The organism is Neobacillus sp. PS2-9, from assembly GCF_030915525.1.
Lineage (GTDB): Bacteria > Bacillota > Bacilli > Bacillales > Cytobacillaceae > Neobacillus.
Map to the genome: position 1 here is coordinate 4804877 of NZ_CP133269.1, position 22598 is coordinate 4827474.

Below are 22598 nucleotides of genomic sequence, written 5' to 3' on the forward strand. Positions count from 1 at the left end.
TTTAAATCTAGTACATTATGAATCATTAAATGATGTTAAACATAGAGTAAATCGCAATGACAAAGAATACAGCTACTGTTTTAATCACTGTTACAGCGAAGATGTCACGGTAAGACTGCTTGTGAGTCAATCCTGTTACTGCAAGCAGGGTAATAACCGCTCCATTATGCGGCAGAGTATCCATCCCCCCGGATGCCATCGCTACCACACGGTGCATAACTTCAGGAGGGATATGTGCTGCAGCAATCGCTTGATTGTATTTTTCCGCCATCGCGCCTAGCGCAATCCCCATTCCCCCAGATGCAGAACCTGTAATACCGGCAAGGGAACTGGTAGTTACAGCACCGTTAACAAGCGGATTGGTAAACGTACTAGAAATCGCATCACTGATTTTCGTAAACCCTGGAAGAGAAGAAATAACCCCTCCAAAACCGTATTCCGCACCTGTATTCATGGTCGCAAGCAATGCCCCAGCAATACTTAGGTTTAAACCTTCTTTAAAGTTTACGGTTACTCGTTTCCAATCAAACGCAAGGGATGTGACGATCCCGACTACTAGCGCCAGTTCAACTGCCCAAATAGAAGCAACTGCTTTTACATCTACCGTGTATGCATTTAAGCCGATAGCAGAAAAATCAAACCCATTCGGATACCATTCTGGAATGTAGGTAATGAATAGTTTATTTGTTACTCCTACAAGCACTAGAGGCACAAACGCCATGATTTGGCGTAAAACAGATTGTTGTGACTTTAAATCCGGTACCATTTCATTTTCCTCTGATTTGGCCAGCTCCAAAGCCGAAGCATTTTCTGTGCCAAAGCCATAGTAGCCTTCCCCTGCTTTTTCTGCTTTTTTCCTTCTTGTTTCTAGATAGAGAAGACCGAGTCCTAAGACAAAGATAGCACCGATAATTCCCAGTGTTGGTGCTGCGTAGATATCTGTTTTAAAGAAGTTAATTGGTATAACGTTCTGGATTTGCGGTGTTCCTGGTAATGCATCCATCGTGAAGGTAAAAGCACCGAGAGCGATGGTTCCAGGAATCAACCGTTTTGGAATGTTTGCTTCTCTAAACATTTGAGCGGCAAATGGATAAATGGCGAATACAGCTACGAATAAGCTTACGCCGCTATAGGTTAAGATAGCACCTAGTAAAATGATGGTGAGCATCGCACGTTTCGCACCGACCCAACGGACAATTGTTTTTGCAATTGATTCTGCGATGCCTGACATTTCAACTACTTTTCCAAAAATCGCTCCTAGTAAAAAGACAGGAAAATAAGATTTAATGAATCCGACCATTTTTTCCATAAATACACCGGAGAAAAACGGTAAAACATGGCTTGGGTCAACGAGTAGTACGGCTAAAAGTGCGCAGAGTGGTGCAAATAAAATAACAGAGAAACCACGGTACGCTACGAACATTAATAGCCCAAGCGACAAAAGAATAATAAATAATTGCATGAAAATCCCCCTTTGGATAATTTGGATAAGCTTCTATCTCTTGTTGGAAAGCGTTTACATCATGAAGCTCGCTTATATATTTGCAAGTTTTGTGCCAAAATTATAAATTTTTAGATAAATTACTCAGTTCTCCTAGTTTAACACTTTCACATGTTATTTATAAGATTAACACTCTTAATCTCTCTTACTATTCTTCCGGAATTACGGAATTTTCACTAGAAAGAGTTTCCGTTAATGCGGAATTTTCCGTTTCTCCGGAATGTTATTCTGTGCTTTCAGTTCTTTTCTTTTGGCTCTGTTATTACTGAATGTTGATTTCATAGTGTTTGAAAAATAAACGGAATAATTCCGCTTAAATTGGGAAATACCCTTATTCCCTTAAAAATAAGGGTATTTTTTCCGTTTATTTGTTCCAAATCGTTAAATTTTGACTTATTTAGAGCAGTTAACCGGAATATCTCCGCTTATTTCCGCTTCATAAGCGTCCTCTATATACAATAGCCGGAAATTCTCCGCTTATTAATTCTCATACCTACACGAAAATCAACAATGAATGATAACAGAACCTTTCTTTTAAGAATTTGATTTTTAGTTATTGAGTTTAGATTTCTAACAAGTTATCTTTCTTTATCAGCTTATTTTGGATGTTTATCAGCGAATCTGAGGTATTTATCAGCGAATCAACTTTTTCATTAAACTGAACAGGCGTTAGTCACTTGGACTAGTTACCTTTTCAGCCTTTTTTCTTCCTGAACGGGCACTAGTCACCTTGACTAGTTACCCTTCCACCTCTTTTCCCCCGTAAACGGACACTAGTCGCTGCCCTCCCAAACAAAAAGGTGTCAGGCACCGCCCGTGGACATTTATCCACGAGTGGTGCCTGACACCAAAAGATGCCCCCACAAAAAGAGCAGCCCCTAAATAGGACTGCCCTAAAAAACTCTCTTATTTCTTCTTCGCATGTTTTCTCATGTCAAAGGCAACCGCTACGACGATAATTAAGCCTTTAACAATGAATTGGATGTATGGACTTACCCCAAGGAAGGCTAGACCGTAGTTGATGATTTGGAATATAAGAACACCAGTGACAACGCCTGGTACCGTTCCAATACCACCTGATAAAGATACCCCACCGACCACGCAGGCTGCGATGGCATCTAATTCGTACATATTACCTGTATTATTTGTCGCACTACCTACACGGCCTGCTTCAAGCGTACCAGAGAAGCCATATAATAGACCTGCGATCATATAGATAATAATAATATTTCTTGCTACGTTAACACCGGAAACCTTTGCAGCTTCAGGATTTCCGCCGATGGCGTACATGTTTTTCCCCAATTGCGTTTTATTCCAAATTACCCAAATAACAATAGTAGCTATAATAGCATAAATAACAAGATAAGGAATTTCATAGGAACCAATTGGAATCCCACGTTGGGCAAAAGTTGTAAACTTTTCGCTTAATCCACCAATCGGCTGTGCGCCATATGGCGGGCGGTCAAAATAAATGGAAGTTAAACCATACACACCAATCATCATACCTAAGGTAGCAATGAACGGTGGAACGTGTAATTTTGATACAATGACACCATTCACTGTTGCAATAAGACCAGTTGCAATCATTGCAATAATAATCGGAACAATCAACGGTAATTCCGGTAAATTCGGATACATTTTATACGCGTAATCGCCCGCTTGCAGCATAGATGCTGAGATAACGGCTGCGAGTCCGACCATCCGTCCAGCAGATAAGTCCGTGCCGGCTGTAATCAGGATTCCTGCCATCCCTAGTGCAATGATGATACGGGACGAGGATTGACTTAAAATATTGATTAAGTTTGTAACTGAAAGAAAGTCAGGAGAAGCGATTACGATTCCAATAACGAGTAGGATTAAAAAGACATAAATCACATTATCAAAGAGCAGTTTGGTTATACTGCCTTTTTGTGTAGCTGAATTTTTCATTTGCATCTCCTCCTAATACAAAGCTGCTAATCGCATGATTTCTTCTTGCGATGTTTTTGCTGTTTCAACGATTCCCGCTGCTTTACCATTACTCATGACCAAAATTCGGTCGGTTACCCCTAAAAGCTCTGGCATTTCAGAAGAAATCATAATAATTCCCTTTCCTTCTGCCGCTAACTCATTAATTAACTGGTAGATTTCAAACTTGGCTCCTACATCGATTCCTCGTGTCGGTTCATCCAGCAATAAAATATCCGGTTTGGTTAAAAGCCAGCGCCCAATAATCACCTTCTGCTGGTTACCGCCTGAAAGACTGCCAATGGCTGTTTTTTGTGAAGGAGTTTTTACCTTCATTGAATCAATGACCCATTGTGTATCGTGTTCTACTTTCTTATCTGACAGAAACCCGCTTTTTGTTTTATATTGTTTCATGTTAGAAATAATCGAGTTAAAGCTAATGCTTAATTCAGGGAAAATTCCTGTTGATCTTCTTTCTTCTGTTACGAGTGCAAAGCCGTTTTTGATCGCGTGCTGTGGAGAATGATTTTGAATCACCTTTCCGTGTAATTCAATTGTTCCAGATGAGATTCCGCGAATGCCAAACAGCGCCTCAACCACCTCTGTTCGCTTTGAACCTACTAATCCAGCAATCCCTAAGATTTCACCTTTACGAAGTTCAAAGTTAATATTTGAAAAAGAAGGCTGTGTTTCCGCTGTAAAATCTGAAACCTTTAAGATCTTTTCTCCCGGTTCGTTTACTTTAGCTGGGAATCGCTGAGATAGGTCACGGCCAACCATCAGCTTGATAATCTCATCTGTTGTTAATTCCTTCGCGCTTCTTGTCGCAATATATTGACCGTCACGCATGATCGTCACTTCATCGGAGATCTTCAGAATTTCCTCCATTTTGTGAGAAATATAGATGATCGCCACATGCTCACTTTGGAGCTTCCGGATGATTCTAAACAGATGATTTACCTCTGTTTCGGTTAGGGACGAGGTCGGTTCGTCCATTACGATGATTTTTGAATGATAAGAAACGGCTTTAGCAATTTCCACCATTTGCATTTCCGAAACGGATAATGTGCTCACCTTGCTGCGAGGGTCGATGTTGATATCCAAACTCTTAAAAATAGCTGTTGTATCCTCGTACATTTTCTTCTCATCAACGAAAATGCCTTTTTTCGGATATCGCCCTAGCCATAAATTATCCATAACATTTTGCTGACGTACCTGGTTTAGTTCTTGGTGCACCATGGAAACGCCGTTTTCAAGTGCCTGCTTTGAATTAGCAAAGGAAACCTCTTTTCCATCAAACAGAATTTTGCCTTCATCCATCGAGTAAATGCCAAATAGGCATTTCATTAATGTGGATTTTCCTGCACCATTTTCGCCCATCAAGGCATGTACGGAACCAGGCTTCACTTTCAGGGAAACGTTGTCCAATGCAAGTACTCCAGGGAATCTTTTGGTAATATTAAGCATTTCTAGTAGATTGGTAGTACTGGATTCTGACATGAGCGAACCTCCTTACTAACTATTTAAAAAATAAGAGAAGCACCAGCGTTGTGCGTCCCATTTTTGATAAAAATTTCAGATCCTACGGTGTCCCGCTCCAAATCTTTGCAGCAATACCCCGAACGAAAGAAAAGAAGATTCCTTTCCTTCGTTCGAAGAGCGCCAGGGGCTGACCTTCATCAGCCCTGGACAGGCGCTTCTACTTTTCTTATTTATACGCGTCTTTACCAACTTGGATGTTGTCTTTTGTTACTTCAACGTAAGGAACACGAACCGCTTTCTTGTCGTCAAGCTTCCACTCTGTTCCATCTAAAACGTCCTTACCGTTTGCTGCATTTGTAGCAAGTTCAATGGTTGCTTTACCTTGGTTTTTCGCGTCATTTAACACAGTACCAACCATTTTCCCTTTTTCAATCATTTCTAATGCTTCAGGAATCGCGTCAACACCTACAACTGGCATATACTTGTCGCCAGAGAAGTATCCACCCTTTTCAAGAGATGCAATCGCACCTAATGCCATACCGTCGTTGTTAGCGATCACGAATTCGATTTTGTCATTGTATTTTGCTAACCAAGCATCCATTTTTTCAGTTGCTTTTGTTGCATCCCACATAGCTGTATCCATCGCTAATTCTTCAACTTGGATGCCTTTTTCTTTTACAGTATCAACTGCAAACTTTGTACGCGCTTCTGCATCTGGGTGTCCTGGTTCACCTTTTAATAGTACGTATTGGATTTTGCCGTCTTTATTCTTATCCCACTTATCTTTGTTCGCTTCCCAAGCCTTCGCAATCAATTCACCCTGAATCACGCCTGATTCAGAAGATGTTGTTCCTACATAGTAAGCTTTATCATAGCCTGCTAGTACACTTGCATCTGGCTCTTTGTTAAAGAAAATAACTGGAATATTCTTTGGTTTTGCTTTATCAATAATTGTTTGAGCTGCTTTTGGATCTACTAGGTTGATAGCTAGGGATTTTGCACCCTTTGCAATCAATGTATCTACTTGCTCAATTTGTTTTGCCTGGTCGTTTTGTGAGTCATTTAGCATAAGGTTTACTTTACCCTTTGCTGAATCTTCCATTGCACGACGTACATAGGACATGAAGTTGTCATCAAATTTGTAGATGGTTGCACCAACAGCTGGTAGACCGCCGTCCTTACCTTTGCCAGAATCAGAACCGCTTGTTGAGCTGCTGCAGCCTGCGGCTAATAGAATACTAGATGCAACTGTTAAAGATAGAACCAACCCTTTTTTCTTCTTAAGCATGTGATCATTCTCCTTTTTCCTTTTGATAAAGACTAACGGTGCTTAACTAGCCTGCGTGTAAGCCCTTACACATATGTTAGCATCAGGAGAACCACTGCAATAGTTCCAAACTATAGCACATTTTTGTGAATACCTAGACATTTTTGCAAACGATTACAATTTTCTGATAGTTAAATCCTATTTTTATAAAAAAATGTGAGGCGACTCCTTTGCTTGAAATCAGCCTCACATTGAAATCTTATTATTGACTAACGGTTGCCTTGCGGAATTCTGACGGTGATAAGCCGGTTTGTTTTTTAAAGACGCGGCTGAAATAATTAGGGTCTTTGTAGCCAACGGAATAGCATATTTCCTTTAAGCTCTTCCCTGGATCCACCATTTCTGCTTTGGCGTGCTGGATCCTGATCTCCGTCAGATAATCAATAAATGTCATCCCAAATCGGTCTTTAAATAATTTGCTTAAATAAAACGGACTCAATTCCACAAATTCCGCCACTGATTCTAACGTAATCGAATCAGCAAAATGCTTTTCAATATATTCCTTGGCTTTATGCAGCATACCCTTAGCATGATTATTTCTCCACACCTGCACATGATGGACAACTGATAATAAATGAGATTTTCCTTTTTCAAAAATCACATTTCTATCCTCGAATACATCAATAGTCGGTGTTTGTTCATAGCTGATACCTAAATCATGAAGCATACGCGACAGCAGAATAAACAATTCGTCGAATGACTTTTTCACTAGTACTGCTTTTACGTTTTTATCATCTGCATGCTTGGCAACAAACGTATCAAAAATATATAAAACTTGATTGACGTCCCCCTGACGGACCGCCTCTAACAATTTTTTCTCTACTTCAAGTACACCATTTTCCGGGTTTTCCTGGGATGACCCTTGTTTGACCCCAATGATATACTTACGGTTCGGTGTTTTTAATAGCTGTTTTAGGGCCAATACGGCTTCATGATAGGATTGATTTAACTCATGGGCATGATTATAAGGGAGTCCCACCCCTATTCGTAGTTCAGCCTGGAAAGATTCTTTTTGAAACAAGTGGTGCAGCCTCTCAACGATCACCTGTACACTCGTTTTAAATTTTGGTTTTTCCTCAGTCTTTTTACATAAAAATAAAACTGGTACTTGTGAGTCGGTTAATTGCCCAATCATCATCTCTTCATTTTTCCCTACTGATTTTTGGACTTCCTTCAGCCACATATACCAATTCTGCCTATCGCTGATTGAAAGCTCGGCATTCGCCCTTGGCTGAAGAGAGAGAAGCATAATATATCCCGAGGTAATTTCTACCCCTAATAATTGGCCCCACTCATCGAACGTAATATCTCGAACCGAATTAACTAATAGAGAAGATACCCACTCTTTTTGAGCGATAGATACGGCACGCTCGAGGTTTTCTCTTAAGCTTTGCTGTTCTTCTCTAAGTTTCCGCTCCTCTAAGATATCACTAGAAACACGTGCAACTGCCTCCAGGATATCTTGTTTACTGCTCGGTTTGAGGATATATTCTTTGACACCCTGCTGCATCACTTCTTTGGCGTATTCAAATGTATTAAAAGCAGAAACCATAATAAAGCGGATCCCTGGGTCCATTTTTCTAATTTCCTTAACCGCTTGAACTCCATCCACACCGGGCATTTTAATATCCATAAAAATAATATCAGGCCTGTGTTCTGCAGCCATTTCTATTGCTTTCCTGCCATTGGGAGCTTCCCCAATGACCCTTACGTCCTTTAAGGAGCTGTTAATAATTTTCGTTAATGCTTTCCGCTCAATCACTTCATCATCCACTATAAGAATACTTAACAAGCCCGCTTCCCCCTTTTTCCGCAATAGGAATGGTCAGTCTAAAATTGGTTCCCTTAGATAGCTCTGATTCGATTTCAACCACATCATTTCGCTGATAAAAAAGCTGCAGTCTTCTTATGACGTTTTTGACGCCAATTCCATTTGAATGATCTTTTGCCTTTTCAGGTGGTTCGTCAGCTCCCACAGTCCCATCCACATATTGAAGCAGTCTTTTTTTGACCGACTCGTTCATTCCATCTCCGTTATCGATTACTTCTACGTAGATTCGGTCCTGATGACGATAAATATGAAGACGGATTTCGCCATTTGCTTCATAGGCTTCGACGCCATGAATAAAGGCGTTTTCGATTAATGGCTGAAGGATTAAACTAGGAATTTCAATATCTAGACAATCTTCCTCAATCTCTGTGACAAACTGGATCCGTTCACCAAATCGAGTCTGTTGAATATAAAAATACTCTTTTACAATTCGTACTTCATCTCTAAGGGTCGAAGCTTTATCGAAATCACTTAAGTTATAGCGAAGAATAGCAGCAACTGCCTCTATCAAGCGCGAGGTATGCTCTGCTTCCTCTAAATAGGCCATCTTTGAAACCGTATTCAAAGTATTGAATAAGAAGTGAGGATTAATCTGGTTTTGAAGACTCCTTAACTCTAATTCTTTTAACAGCTTATCTAATTCGCCCTTTTGTTTGATTTCCGTTACTAGTTGTCTTAGGTTTGTCCGCATTTGGTTGAACGTTTCGGTTAACGGCTTTAATTCATCCTTTGTTGTGATTTTTATATCTTCCCCTGATAAGTTCCCTTTTGAGATTTGCTTAGCCGCTTGTGACAACAAACTAATCGGCTTAGTAATCCCCCCCGAAATCCATAATGCCAACAAGGTGCTTAGGAAAAAAGCTGCTGCGAAAAGAGAAATCGACATGAGTTTATAATAATGGTTTTGTCTTTCCATCTGATTATAGAATTCTTGATAATCAGTGAGTTTATTGTTCAACAGACCAAGTGTACTTTCTTGCAAGAAGGAGGCAATTTTCATCACTTCATTAAAATGATAGGAATATTGGTTAATATCGTCCTTTTGGAAGGCCAAAATAGTTGCATCACTTTCTTCCAAAAAACTATCGATCATATTTTTATAATTAATAAGTTTGATATCATTCGTATCTAGTTCCTCATACAGGCTACTTTGATCCTTGAGGAGCTTGGTCTTTTCTCTTTGATAGTCTCTTAGATACGAAACTTCCTTATCTAAAACATACGCATGCAGTTTTTCCGCCACTAAATTCGTCCTTTTGGAGATATCATTGAGAAGGAGAAAACGCTCAAAGCTATCATCATATTCAACGACGAGATTTTCACTGCTTTTATAAAAAAAGAAGCCGACTGAGGATAGCAAAACGACCAGTACGATGAAATAAAGAAGCAATTTGGACCGAATTCTAAATAACATCAGTTGTTGTCCTCCTTGTTATGCATCACACTTACGGGTAAGTCTCCTATTCTCATAATTCTTGTTTCTGTATGGACAACCTGAGAGACTGTTTTTCCTTCAATTATGTCAATCATCATTTTCACTGCTCTGTACCCCATTTCATAGGGCTGTTGAACAACGGTTGCCTTGATTGTTCCTCTTCGAATATAGTCCAGGGTTTCAGGTAGCGTATCAAATCCAATCACGTACACTTCTCTTTGTTTTTTATATTTCTCAATAACCTGCGCAATTCCGATCCCATCGAGGGCACTGGTTCCATAAAAGGCATTGATTTCGGGGTGGTCTTTTAGGAGTTGATTGGCCTTTTCTGCTGCTTTTACTGTACTGATTTCGGATTGCTGGATGTCAATAATATGTATTCCCGGCGCTTCTTTTACTGCGTCCTGAAATCCCTTCACACGCTGTTGCTGATGGTTCGCGTAAAAGGTCCCGGTAATAATGGCAACATTGGCTTTCCCGTTTGTATCGGTAATTAAGGCTTTTCCAGCCAAATATCCTGAGTAATAATTGTCTGTTCCTATATAGGCTAGACGAAGGCTGTTGGCAGCATCCGTGTCTACTGTGATGACTGGAATTCCTCCAGCGATGACACGGTTAATTAAAGGGGTAAATTGTTCATCACTTAATCCCTGTGTCAAGATTCCATCTACCTTAGAAGCAGCAGACATTTCAATGGTCTTTAAATGGTCGTCTATATTTGCCTGCTTCGGCCCCGAGTATTCCAGTAGCACACCATATTTTTTGGCGGCATCCTTTGCCCCGCTTTCAACGAGTCTCCAATACTCGTTATCTAGCTCTTCCGGAACAAGGACAAAATGATATTTATAGGTGTCAGGTACTTTCTTTTCAACGGGCAAATGATGGGTAACCACCTTATAGCCATAAAAAACCGACAAGGAGCAACTCACAATAAATAATAAAACACCAAATGTATACGCTACCAAAGATAACTTGCTCAATCTATCTCCCCACTCTCGATGCCACTCTAACTACCGCTATTATACGGAACATTCCAAAAATCGACAATGAAAAGAATATGGTGTCAGGCACCATAGTAAGATACTCTACGGATTCGGACCATTCTTTGCTTTTTGATGCTTGGTCTGTCCGAATTGCCGCGCCTTCTGACTATGTTTCTGCTTTTTCCGCCTACTCTGTCCGAATGACCCTCGCATTCGGACAACTCTTTGCTTTTTCCGCCTACTCTGTCCAAATGAGCCCTGTATTCGGACAACTCTCTGCTTGTTCACGCTTGGTCTGTCCGAATGATCCACGCATTCGGACAACTCTTTGCTTTTTTACGCTTAGTTTGTCTGAATAATCCCCGCATTCGACATAACAAAAAACCCACCACTGGTATGGTGAGTTTCCTTTAGAAGCTGCTATTGCGTAGGATGAGCTTCGTGCCAATGTAAATTTTCTTAGCAATTTTTCTACCTTCAATTCTTTCGAGCAGCGTGTCAACAGCCGTTTCACCCATGAGTTCAGTGTATACTTTCACCGTGCTTAAAGATGGGAACACATACTTCGATATGCTAATATCGTTGACTCCAATAATGTTCACTCGCCCAGGGACAGCAATTCCTTCCTCTAGCAACGCTCGTAATGCACCCACAGCAATCGAATCATTCGCTGCGAAAAAGGCAGTCGGCAGTCGGTCTCCATGTTCCATGATTGCCCTCTTCATCAACGAATGGCCACCATCCACGGAAAAGGTTCCATTATACATCACCGCTTCGTTCAGTAAATCCTTCTCTGCTAAATACTGCTTAAACGTCTTTTCCCTTGCATCTTCAATTGCAGAAGTCTTATCCTTGAATACTTCTCTTCCGCCAATATAGCCAATATCCCTATGCCCTTTATCAATTAAATGATCAAGCACCTTCTTAGTTGCCTTTTCAAAATCAATGACAACTGAATCAAAGCGTTCCTCATCGGGAGAGGTATCCACAAAAACGAGATTCTTTGTTCGTTTTTCCAATTCACTCACTTGCTTGCTACTGAACTTTCCAATTGCAATAAGCCCTTGAATGTCCTCCGCTTCCTTTAAATCCTCAATATTGTCCTGGAAGTACTTTTCTACCTGAATTCCATGATAACGGCATCGGTTTTCAACGCCGAGACGAATGGACATATAATACAGGTCTTCGAGTTCCTCTTTTTCCGTGTACCATTGCAGGAGCGCAATTTTCCCTGACTCCTGTTTCCGAACAGACTTCTTTTTATAGGAAAGCTCCTCTGCTACTTCAAAAATTCGCTTCTTCGTTTCATCACTGACGGAAAGCGAGTTGTCATAGTTCAATACCCGCGACACAGTAGCAATCGAAACCCCCGCCAATTGTGCAATATCTTTAATAGTTGCCATATATCAAACTCCTAATGTATTAGCAAAAAAACGATACGTCGTTGTAGAATAGTATAAATCTTGCGGCTCCAAGATAACAGTTGGAAATGCTGGATGATGAATAGCATCAGGAAATCCTTGTGTTTCCAAGCAAACGCCTAAATAATTTCTAGCACGGACACCTGATATGGAATACGGTGCCTCTAAATGGTTTGCTGTGTAAACAACGACACATGGCTGATTGGTCGTCACCAGCAATGAGCGTCCACTTTCCTCATCACTTAACATGACCGTATTCTCACCCTCTTTTGTAAAAACAAGCGGATGGTCGTAGCCTTTTCCAACAAGAACATTTTGTGGATAAGAGGATTGGATCCCCGTACTCAATCTCCGGCCATGCTGGAAGTCAAATGGTGTATTTCGAGAAGCTAGTACTCTCCCGGTCGGAATCAAATCAGCCCCTAACTCCAAGAAGCGGTCACTTTCTAACTGGAGAATATGCTCAGAACAATCCCTTTTAAGATTTCCGCTTAAATTAAAATAGGTATGATTGTTTAAATTAACTAACGTTTTTTGGTCCGTTTTCCCTTTGAAGGTTATACTCAGCTCATTTTTATTATTTAGAAGATAAGTGACCGTTGTTTCCAGGTTACCTGGATATCCCTCATCCCCATCTGGACTTAAGTAGAAAAGTTTCAGACCAACTGCATGTTCTTCCACGATTTTTTCCGTTTTCCAAATCACAGAATTAAAGCCCTTCTTCCCCCCATGTAAATGGTTAGGCGGCTGATTTTCTGCCAGCCGGTATTCCTGTCCATCCAGTTCAAACCGAGCACCTTGAATACGCCCCGCAACTCGGCCGACAACCGCTCCAAAGTATGGAGACAAGTCCAAATAATCCTCGAATTCCTCAAAACCGAGGACCACATTCTCAAACTTCCCCTGACGGTCAGGAACCATAATCTTCGTAATTACACACCCAAAATTCAAGCAGGAGACCGTCATGCCTGAATCGTTCACAAAGGTATATTCCCTTACCATTTCATCCTGATACTGACCAACCCATCTTTCTAGTATTTCCATTTTCCCTCACGCACCACTCTATAAAGATTGGATAAATCGCTTGAATCCTTCCATACCCGCTTCATCGCGCTTAAAGACACCTGCATCCTCTAATGCCTTTAGAAACTTCTTCCCGATTTCTTTTCTAACCAGGGATTCTACATTATTTTCACTTGCCACTCCATAATAACGTGTCTTCAATTCTTCCGCCCAGCTGTCATGATAGTCCGCAACCGTTTCACCCTTACCGAGAATAAACTGTTCGACTTCTACAAGCTCATCCTTTAAACGGGCTGGTAAAACAGCGAGTCCCATGACTTCAATCAGACCAATATTTTCTTTTTTAATATGATGAACATCTGCATGTGGATGGAAAATCCCCATTGGGTGCTCGTCATTCGTCCGATTATTTCGCAGGACCAAATCGAGTTCATAGGTATCGCCTTTTTTACGAGCAATCGGCGTAATGGTATTGTGCGGTGTCTCACCCGTCCATGCCAAAATTCCGACCTGTTCATCACTGTAATTTTTCCATTTGGCTAAAACATAAGCTCCCGCCTCTACAAGCTCGCTAATTTGTGCAGAGCGCAGACGGATGACGGACATTGGCCATTTCACAATAGAGGCCGCCACCTGTGGAAACCCAACCATCTCGAACGTCCAATCATCTTCCGCCTTTGCCATCGCAAACTCATACTGACCGCCCTGATAGTGATCATGCGACAGAATAGAACCGCCTACAATTGGAATATCTGCATTCGAGCCGACAAAATAATGTGGAAATTGATCGACAAAGGTTAATAAACGTAAAAAGGTCTCCCGGCTGATTTTCATATCTGTATGTGTTTCTGACAGCACGATACAATGCTCGTTGTAATACACATACGGTGAATACTGTAAATACCAGGTCTTATCGAGAAGCTTTAAACGAATCATGCGGTGATTCGAGCGTGCCGGGTGGCCGATCCTGCCGGCATACCCTTCGTTTTCCACACAAAGTAAGCACTTAGGATAGTCGACTTTTTCCACCATTCTCTCAAGCACGATGCTGCGTGGATCTTTTTCAGGCTTGGATAGATTGATCGTAATATCTATATCGCCATATCCCGTCGCTGCCTTATACTCAATGTTGTTACCTATCCGCTTCATCTGGATATAATTACTATTCTTGCTAAGCTCATAAAAATAGTCTGTTGCTGCCTTTGGGTCTTGTTTATATTTTTCAATAAAGATCTGATTAACGGTTGATGGACGGGCAATCAAGCAGTTCATGATTTTACTCGAGAAAATTTCCTTCGCATCAAACAAATCTTCTATGATTTCTTGTTCGCAGGCATAATCCACGATAGCATCAAGTAAATCCGGGATTTCCAAGCTGTTTTTCTCTGCAAAATCCTCTATTTTAAATTCCGTTAAACTTAACAATGAAAGAATTTGATTTCGTGCATAGATTTCGTCTTCCCGCTCGATTAATTGGACTGCCAGCGCTTGGTCGATTAAATGTTGAACTAGTTGATTGATCATTTTTTTCACCTCTATTTTTGATCCATTAGGGTCACCGAAAATGTCCCCTTAACGCAAAAATGCTCACTTAAATCGATTCCTCCATTTCAATTTCCTTGGCCCCATCACCGATACTCGCTACATAGAAATTTGCCTGATAGCCAACTTTGTCCGCATAGGTTACACCAACATTTGCAATAAAGTTGTCAACCTCTTCATTAGCAACAATCGCTATGGCACAGCCACCAAAGCCTGCCCCTGTCATTCGTGCGCCTAGGACTCCCGGCTGATTCCATGCAGCTTCTACTAAACGGTCAAGCTCCATACCTGTCACTTCATAATCATCCCGTAATGACACATGCGATTGGTTCATCAACTGTCCGAATGCTTCCAGGTTTCCGGTCTTTAACTCCTCCAGCGCCCTCAAAGTTCTACGATTCTCATATACAGCATGTTTCACCCGTTTGCGAACAACCTCATTCGTAATTAAGAATTGATTTTCATCAAACTCTGCTTCTGAAAGCTGTCCAAGAGCCTCAATTGGGAGCCTTTCCTGAAGCTGTGCCAACGCCTCTTCACATTCTCCCCTTCGCTCGTTGTATTTGGAGTCTGCTAACTCCCTGCGCTTGTTTGTATTCATGATTATAATTTTCTGATTTTTAAGTTGAATAGGAGCATACTCATATTGAAGTGTCTGGCAATCTAGCAAAATACCGGCATCCACCTTGCCCATTCCGATTGCAAATTGATCCATGATACCGCTGTTCACACCAATAAATTCGTTCTCTACCCGCTTGCCAAGTTTAATTAATTCGAGACGAGGGATTTCTAATCCGAACAGTCCATTCACTAATACGCCTGTTAACAATTCAATGGATGCGGAGGATGATAGTCCTGCTCCATTAGGAATATTTCCATTAATCGCGCACTCGAATCCTGATGGGATTTCGTACCCTGCTTCCACGATGTAGCGAATCATCCCTTTTGGATAGTTCGCCCAGTTATGTTGTTTATCGTAATCTAGTTGTTTCAAATCAAATTCAATGATTCCTTTATCAGGAAAATTAACCGAATACAGGCGTACCAATTGGTCTTCACGCTTTCTTGCTACCGCATAAGTCCCGTATGTAATCGCACATGGAAAAACATGGCCGCCATTATAATCCGTGTGTTCGCCAATTAAATTGATTCTGCCTGGGGCAAAAAATGCCTGTCTAGGTAAGCCATGAAATAAGTCTAAGAATGTTTTATTCAGCGTTGTGACGTTCATTTTAAAAGTCCCTCCAACTATGTCTTCAAATTCCGTTTTGTAACCCTTTTCATCTTTATGATAATTTTACTCTCTCTAGTTAAAATCTTCAAATGTTTTTACTAAAAATTTTACTAAAAATAAGTAAAAAGGGCGAATGTACATCCATTCGTCCTTTTCACTCTTATAATCTCTGAATTTTAAATTCGAATTCTAACTCCTGATTGGCAGGAATTAAATGTTCCTCTTGTACAGGTGCACCCCAGCTGTCATCACCGCCGACACCCATCTGCTGGCCTGCTACAGATACCACCGTATAGTGGACCTCCGGCAGCTCATAAGGATGATTGGCATTCTCCAGCTCAAATGCCGTATATGGTGAAACATTGCATTCAACCGGCTCAGATGTAGATGATATTCTTATTCCCTGACCACGGTCATTCATTACATCTAGACGGCGCACTCCAGTACGATTCCCCGATTCTTGCGGAACAACGTACCCAGAAACATTGCTCGAAGCCGTATTCTTAAATACACCAAGCCTTGCCCCCATCGCACGGTCAGAATAGTTCTCTTCCGGTCCCATGGCGTACCATTCGATTTGATCGTAATCCGCTGGAACCTTAAAGGATACGGCAAAAATCGGCAGTTGCGGGAGATTTTCTGCTCCTTGATAGGTAGACTTTACTATCACACTACCATCTACCAAAACCGTATACCTAATAAATACTTCTACATCGTTATGTATCGATAGTTTATAGGTAAAACCAACCGATACCTGGTCTGTCTCTTCTACAAGGTCAACTGCCACACATTTTCGTGCTAGGCTTGCTGCATACCAAAGCCCTGAGTTGAAGCCTTGAGCAAAGCCTCTGTCATTATCCGTTGTGGCTCTCCAAAACAGTGGGGCAGGTGGCAAGGCAATCATTTCTTTTCCTGCGTAATTCAACGATACCAAGCTTCCTACCGCTTTTGAAAAAATGACCTTGAAATCCTGGCCGTGAATACCGATATTCACATCCCCGTTAACAACCCGTAGATCACCACCCATAACTTTGAGTTCCTCAGCGCCATTCACCTTAAATACATATTGTCCAAATGCCATCTCATAACCAGCATCTGCCCATGGCATGCTTTCCTTCAGTTTAAAAGAGGTATGAATACAATACTCACCGGCCTCTTCAACCATTCCAGCAGACCACTCAAATTCAACTCGCCCCTCACTTTGAGGAGCTACAACCACATAATGCTGCTCCCGATGCAGCTCTTTGCCCTCTAGGTACACGATACATTCCAAAACATAATCGGAAGTATCTGAGAAAAGACTTTCGTTTCTAATGGTTACACCGTTCTCATCAGGAAGAAGCTTAAAGTTTTGATACAAATATTTGACTTCCTGCATTTTTGGTGACAGTTCTCGATTGGCATACACAATTCCATTCGTACAGAAGCCGTAATCCGTCGGACGGTCACCGAAATCGCCGCCGTACGCTAAAAACTCTTCTCCATACTTATTCTTTTTTCTCAGGGCCTGATCGATGTAATCCCAAATAAAACCACCCTGATACATTGGATATTTCTGCTCTAAATCCGTATATTTGTACATGCCGCCAAGCGAATTTCCCATGGCATGCATATATTCACAGCTAATATATGGTTTCTCTGGGTTTTCACTCAAATATTTTTCAATTTCAACTGGCTTTGCGTACATCCTGCTTTCCATATCGCTGGTGTCATTATACTTTCTGTTATGGAAAACCCCTTCGTAATGCACGAGTCGGCTCGGGTCCACTCTCTTAAAATATTTTGAAACATTAAGAATAACTTCACCAGCGTAGGATTCGTTTCCACAAGACCAGATCAAAATCGACGGGTGATTCTTGTCGCGTTCATACATGGATACAGCCCGGTCCATGACAATGTTTTCCCACTCTGGTTTATTCCCTGGAATGTTCCAGGAAGGGTCAACCGCCATCAATTTTTGCCACGACCCATGCGTTTCCAGATTCATTTCATCAATCACATAGATCCCGTATTCATCGCAAAGTTCATACCAATAGCTTTGATTCGGGTAATGCGAGGTACGGACGGCATTCATGTTATTACGCTTTAAGGTTTGAATATCCCACAGCATGTCTTCCTTTGTAATCGCACGGCCTGTCCGGCAGTTAAATTCATGGCGGTTGACACCCTTGAACACAATCCTTTCCCCATTTATGCGCATGATTTTATCCACCAGCTCGAATCTTCTAAAGCCCACTTTTTGCGGAACTACTTCTACTAATCTACCTTCTTCGTTAAACACTTGGATATAAAGCTTGTATAAGTAAGGATTCTCTGCACTCCATAGTTTTGGATGATCGAGTTCAAGTGACAGGGTCCACTCTCCGTCCTTTTCCACCACATGATTCATAGCTACTAAATTGCCATTTCTATCATACAATTCGGCCGTTATTTTTGAGATGCTCTTAGTACCAAAGGATTGCAGCTTGAGGTCAGCTAGCAGCGTACCTTTTTTAAAATCAGCCTCTAATTCTGTTTTTATAAAAGCATCGTACACATGAATTTCCGGTACCGTATAAAGATATACATCGCGAAAAATGCCGGACATACGCCAGAAATCCTGGTCCTCCAGCCAACTACCTGTGCTGCGCTGGTAAACCTCAACCGCTAATTTATTCTCTCCTTCTATTAAAAATGGAGTAAGCTCAAACTCGGCAGGTGTGAAGGTATCTTCACTGTACCCTACAAACTTTCCATTTAGCCACACATAAAAGGCTGACTCTACACCCTGAAAGGATATGTACAGCGGTTTGTCTTCCATATGAGCAGGCACAGTAAACATTTTCACATAGCTTCCTACTGGATTATCGTCCATCGGAATTTCAGGAGGACGGATATCGTGGTGACCATCCCATGGGTACATGGTGTTCACATATTGTGGTTTCCCATAGCCCTGAAGCTGAATGTGTCCAGGTACTGTAATGTCTCCCCAGCTTGCCGTATGAAAGTCAGGCTTGAAAAAGGTTTTCGGACGGGATTCAGGGTTTATGCTATAGGCAAATTTCCAATGACCATTTAAACTATGACGAAGTTTCATTGGAGAAGCACTTCTCGCCTCCTCCAGAGTCTCGTAATAATAATGGTCTGAATGAGCGGGAAGTCGGTTGACAGCAAACACTTGAAGATCTGAGAGCCAATTTATCTCTGGATTGATAGTCATCGTTAGTGATTTCCTCTCTTTTAATAAAATTTTTCTTAATCATACAACATTCCCAATGAAAGCGGTTTTACTTTTTTAGTAATTATTTTTACTAATTAGGGATTCGAACAGTGAAGGTGATCCCTTTGCCCATTTCACTGGATACATGAATGGATCCTTTTTGCGTGTCCAAAATCCACTTTGCAATAGAAAGCCCTAATCCATGTCAACTTGATACTTGAAGTCTATTAGAGAACGGTGAAAACTTGGTGAAGTTAGCTTTTTTGAAAAAAATTTTTAGGATAGTCTCTTTAAAAATGTCTGTTGATTTCCGCTCCAATTAACAGGTGTAGCAAATCAAGCTAAGGCTCTAAATAAGGCATAAAAAAGACCCTTCCTATCAGAGCAAAGGGTTCCGTTTTCGGGTGGGTTTCTTAATTAAAAGACACAAGAATTGAGGTATGAATTAGTTTACGTCTTTTTCTTTATTTATCAAGATTTCTACGAAATTTCATTAACTTTGACATAGCACCCGATCTGATAAATAGACGGAAAAATTTCGCTTAATTAGTAATTACTATTAAAAAAAGCTTAAATAGACGGAGAGATTCCGCCTATTGACTCGAAAAATTCGAAAATGGGAGATTTCGCTTTGCATAATCGGAAAAACTCCCCTTATATACCCCGAAACGAGCTCCATTCTGGATCTAACCGAAAAATCTCCGCTTATTTTACTTTTGCTGGTTACTCGATTAAGAACAAGACATCTTATTTAAAAGGGAGTGAGGATATCTCAAAAATCCAAGAGAACCTCATTTTGATGCATTACGGTGAACTGTATCACAAGTAAGTGAGGTTTTGTATTCCTAATAAAGAAACTCCCCAATTACTATTAACGGGTTCCGTTTTGGGAGAGAAATTTTTAAATAATACACTGAATAACAACATATTTAGCATCTAAATTAACACAATAATTGTAAAAAACGCTCAGAGCCTATTCTGAGCGTTTTATTATAAATTTTTATTAATTTGATTTTAACAATGAGTAAACATTGGTATCATAAGGAACACCATTTTGATACATATAGCTTTTCAAAACACCTTCTTTTTCAAAGCCTAGCTTTTTTAATAATTCATTAGATGTCTTGTTTCCAAGGAAAACAACAGCTCCAATGCGTGTTAATCCAAGTTCATTAAAGCCATATGATATTACTTTTGATGTAGCTTCAGTTGCGTACCCTTTTCTCCAATAAAGGGGATGAAGTTCATAACCTATCTCAGCCCTTTTGTGTTTAGGAGACCAAACATTAAACCCAATTGTCCCGATAATTCCTTCTTTTTCTTTTAATTCAATTCCCCATCTAATTCCTCGTTTTTCTTTGTAACTTTTAGAGAAAAACTCAACAAACTGTTCTGCTTGTTCTATGCTTGTTAAAGCGTCTTGTCCATAATAACGAATAACATCAGTATTAGAAAAACAATTAAAAATGCCTTGAACATCCTTGTTTACAATTTCTCTCAATATAAGTCTTTCTGTTTCTAGTGTTGGAAACAATTCTCCCACTCCTTTTTTGAACTTTCTCTTTTTTTAAACAACATTAATAATATCTTAGCATGAAATTCCAAATAACATTAAAAATCATCCTGTTTTTCTTAAAGGTGGGAGATGAGAACTTGCATTAGTTACTTAATTAACTTGTCAATTTTACAGAGGACAATAACTATTGTCCACTTGATAATTAGGTTGCTAATACCACAGTTATTTTTATAGTAAAATCGAAACAAACATTGGTTTAACAATAAAAAATAAAGACCAAAACGCTATGCGAAATGGTCTGCTAAATCGATTGCTATTTAATGTTTTCTTCCCCTCAACGGAACAGTTAAATTACTATGGGGATTTACTTTTTTATTTACCAATACGACTATCATTTTGGCACATATTTTAAGAAAAGCACCTCAAAACGGAACCCTTTACTATCAGAGGAAAAGTCTTTTTTCTACCTCTATTAAATTGAAGGCCATGTGACTCTTAACTAGCCAGCGGCAGTATAATCTCCACTAGTGTTCCTTCATTCATTTTACTCTTATATGATATACTGCCATGGTGTTGCTTAAGTATTTTATGACAAATCATGATTCCTAAGCCTGTTCCCTTTTCTTTTAAGCTATAGAATGGCTCGCCTAGACGCGGAAGAAGCTCTTCAGGAATCCCGCAACCTTGGTCTTGAACAGAAATCAGGCACTCACCTTCAGCACTCTTTCGAAGGCCAATGCTAATTTCTCCGCCATCCTTCATGGCCTCCATCGCATTTTTTAAAATATTGAGGAATACCTGCTTCAATTGATTCCTTTCACAAGTAATAAAGAAAGCAGTATCTTCCACCTTTAAATTAATTTGAATACCATTCATCAGCGCTTCTGGGGAAAGTAACTCTAATGTATCTTTTAGTAAATTTCGCAAATCGGTCCGATTTAATTGTACTGCCTGCGGCTTGCCTAAAGAGAGTAATTCGCTGGTAATCCCCTCTATCCGCTCTAATTCCGTAAGAAGCAAGCGGTCAATTGCGGTATTCTCTCCCCGATAGAGTTGTAGGAATCCTTTGATTGTTGTTAAAGGGTTTCTGATTTCATGTGCTACTCCCGCAGCCAGTTCCCCGACAATAGAAAGCTTCTCTGATTGCAGTAGGATTTCCTCTGCTTTTTTCCGTTCAGAAACATCTCGACTGATAATAACAATATGCTCAACTGATTGTCCTTCTCCTTTAACAGGCATACATCGGGACTCAAATTCTATATAATGACCTTCCTTGTGCTTCAATCGGAATTCCAATGCTTGCGATTCCTTCTGTTCAATTATTGTCTTAATTGTATGTTTAAAATCAACGACGTCTTCTACATGAATGAACTTACATAATTTAAATTTTTCTAGTTCACAACATTGAAAACCTAAAACGACCTCATGTGAAGGTGAAAAGTAACTGATCGAATGATCCTTATTCATCACTATAATAAGATCGGATGTATTTTCAGCGATGAGGCGATATTTTGATTCACTTTCTTCTAACATTTTATACATATCAGACAGCCTATTATTCAACCTGTGGAGCTTTACATAGGACTCAATGAGTAAAGCACCAATGACCACTCCTAACATGACAAATAATATATATTGAATGTGAAAGAATGGCTTGTCTCTAAATACATTGAAAAGAAATGGAACCGTTACTATGTAGATGACCACATAGGAGGCAAAGAAAATGGCACTCCTTTTGATCGCGGTCAACCGCGAAATATACACATGGATAATCGAAAAACTAATCATAATGATGGACCAGCCAATAATAGCCGGCATCCATTGACCACTTGAATACAATCTTATGAGCAATGAAAAAATCCCAGTAATGAACCCTGCAATCGGTCCGAGATAGGCGAAAACCAGGATAACAGGAGCGTACCGTATATCGTACGAATAACCATCCTGGTGAATGGATAATAAGACAAGAATGATTGAAACAATCCCCCCGTATAATCCCACCCAAAGTTGAACTTTCTTAAAGGGTCTATGATTGATAAACGAGCGTATTACCAGTGGCAAACTAACCATGAGTGAAAATATGGAGAGATTCATAATATAGTCTAAAAGGATCACTGATTCCACCTATCCCTTGTTAAAATCTTACTATTTTCTCTT

14 protein-coding genes and 1 pseudogene are annotated in these 22598 nt (G+C 40.3%); all 15 read right to left on the bottom strand.

Annotation, left to right across the window (positions count from 1 at the left end; all coding sequences use genetic code 11):
- Positions 1-25 precede the first annotated feature (25 nt).
- Positions 26-1462 (bottom strand): GntP family permease, encoded by a 1437-nt coding sequence (locus RCG25_RS24040; RefSeq protein WP_308081323.1) that lies wholly within the window; start codon positions 1460-1462, stop codon positions 26-28.
- Between the two features lie 945 nt (positions 1463-2407).
- On the bottom strand, positions 2408-3430 hold the full coding sequence (mglC, locus tag RCG25_RS24045) for a galactose/methyl galactoside ABC transporter permease MglC (protein WP_308081324.1): 1023 nt from the start codon (positions 3428-3430) through the stop codon (positions 2408-2410).
- Between the two features lie 12 nt (positions 3431-3442).
- Entirely contained in the window at positions 3443-4948 is a 1506-nt protein-coding gene (mglA, locus tag RCG25_RS24050; protein WP_308081325.1) for a galactose/methyl galactoside ABC transporter ATP-binding protein MglA, read from the bottom strand.
- A gap of 208 nt (positions 4949-5156) precedes the next feature.
- Positions 5157-6218 carry a galactose/glucose ABC transporter substrate-binding protein MglB gene (gene mglB, locus RCG25_RS24055; protein WP_308081326.1) on the bottom strand — a complete coding sequence of 354 codons (1062 nt, stop codon included), beginning with the start codon at positions 6216-6218 and terminating at the stop codon, positions 5157-5159.
- A 241-nt stretch (positions 6219-6459) separates the two neighbouring features.
- Entirely contained in the window at positions 6460-8049 is a 1590-nt protein-coding gene (locus RCG25_RS24060) for a response regulator (RefSeq protein WP_308081327.1), read from the bottom strand.
- On the bottom strand, positions 8024-9502 hold the full coding sequence (locus tag RCG25_RS24065; protein ID WP_308081328.1) for a sensor histidine kinase: 1479 nt from the start codon (positions 9500-9502) through the stop codon (positions 8024-8026). Before RCG25_RS24065 ends, RCG25_RS24060 begins: the two co-directional genes overlap by 26 nt.
- Positions 9502-10503 (bottom strand): sugar-binding protein, encoded by a 1002-nt coding sequence (locus RCG25_RS24070; protein WP_308081329.1) that lies wholly within the window; start codon positions 10501-10503, stop codon positions 9502-9504. The genes RCG25_RS24065 and RCG25_RS24070 overlap by 1 nt, the downstream gene beginning before the upstream one ends.
- Before the next feature lie 413 nt (positions 10504-10916).
- Positions 10917-11909, bottom strand: a complete 993-nt coding sequence (locus tag RCG25_RS24075; protein ID WP_308081330.1) for a LacI family DNA-binding transcriptional regulator — start codon at positions 11907-11909, stop codon at positions 10917-10919.
- 3 nt (positions 11910-11912) lie between these two features.
- A complete protein-coding gene (locus RCG25_RS24080) occupies positions 11913-12971 on the bottom strand; it encodes an aldose epimerase family protein (protein ID WP_308081331.1) in 1059 nt (352 codons plus the stop codon).
- Positions 12972-12989: 18 nt separating this feature from the next.
- Positions 12990-14474 (bottom strand): UDP-glucose--hexose-1-phosphate uridylyltransferase, encoded by a 1485-nt coding sequence (gene galT / locus RCG25_RS24085; RefSeq protein ID WP_308081332.1) that lies wholly within the window; start codon positions 14472-14474, stop codon positions 12990-12992.
- A 67-nt stretch (positions 14475-14541) separates the two neighbouring features.
- Positions 14542-15723, bottom strand: a complete 1182-nt coding sequence (locus RCG25_RS24090) for a galactokinase (RefSeq protein ID WP_308081333.1) — start codon at positions 15721-15723, stop codon at positions 14542-14544.
- Positions 15724-15886: 163 nt separating this feature from the next.
- Complete coding sequence (locus RCG25_RS24095; RefSeq protein ID WP_308081334.1) at positions 15887-18925, bottom strand: beta-galactosidase, LacZ type; 3039 nt, start codon at positions 18923-18925, stop codon at positions 15887-15889.
- A 91-nt stretch (positions 18926-19016) separates the two neighbouring features.
- Positions 19017-19130: pseudogene (locus RCG25_RS24100) on the bottom strand (sensor histidine kinase); the annotation flags it as partial.
- A gap of 798 nt (positions 19131-19928) precedes the next feature.
- Positions 19929-20459 carry a GNAT family N-acetyltransferase gene (locus tag RCG25_RS24105; protein ID WP_308081335.1) on the bottom strand — a complete coding sequence of 177 codons (531 nt, stop codon included), beginning with the start codon at positions 20457-20459 and terminating at the stop codon, positions 19929-19931.
- Positions 20460-20936: 477 nt separating this feature from the next.
- Entirely contained in the window at positions 20937-22556 is a 1620-nt protein-coding gene (locus tag RCG25_RS24110) for an ATP-binding protein (protein WP_308081337.1), read from the bottom strand.
- Positions 22557-22598: the final 42 nt, after the last annotated feature.